Here is a 614-nt window from a genome sequence, read left to right as displayed (position 1 = left end):
CTCTATCGTCTCTTTTCGTTTGCGGTATAACTGTTTTCCCGACCGACTCAGTCGGTTGCTCCGGACCCATTCTTTGCTGTCCTCCCAGACATGCCGGGTTACCACCTTCCGGTGGTTTCGGGAATGTGTACACTCATTCAACAACGGGCAGCTCTTGCAATGTTCCGAGTCGGATGCGTATTGTCGGTAGCCCTTGCGGTCTGTCGTTCGGTATTTTAGTTCGTGGCTGGCTGGACAGACATACAGATTTCGCTCGGCATCAAATGTAAACTTCCACTTTGGAAACAAACCTTGCTTGGGATGAAATCTTCGGTGTGCAATGACTGCAAAAATCTCTCGACGCTGTAATCCTCGACAAATAGGCGTGGTTAAATAACCAGAATCCAATGCAACGGCTTCGACTTTAAATCCAAAACGGGTTTGTTGGCGATCTAAACGGGACAAATAGGGCACCGAATCATGGACATTTCCAGGCGTGACATGCACATCTGTAATGAGATTGTATTTCATATCCACCGTGCGGTGGTCCAAATAAAAGAAGCCTTCGGGTTTGCCATCGCGAATCATATATCCACTGTCTGGGTCGGTTTTGCTCACTTTAATTTCTTTCTCCT

The 614-nt window shown here is 47.4% G+C and carries 1 protein-coding gene; it reads right to left on the bottom strand.

Going from position 1 to position 614, the window contains the following annotated elements; genetic code table 11:
* Positions 1–614, bottom strand: a 614-nt coding sequence (locus tag HPT30_RS00785; protein WP_175369666.1) for a transposase, incomplete at both ends; no start/stop codon positions are given.

The organism is Paenibacillus agri (assembly GCF_013359945.1).
GTDB classification, from domain to species: domain Bacteria; phylum Bacillota; class Bacilli; order Paenibacillales; family Paenibacillaceae; genus Paenibacillus_AQ; species Paenibacillus_AQ agri.
This window is presented reverse-complemented; position numbering and strand designations above follow the sequence as displayed.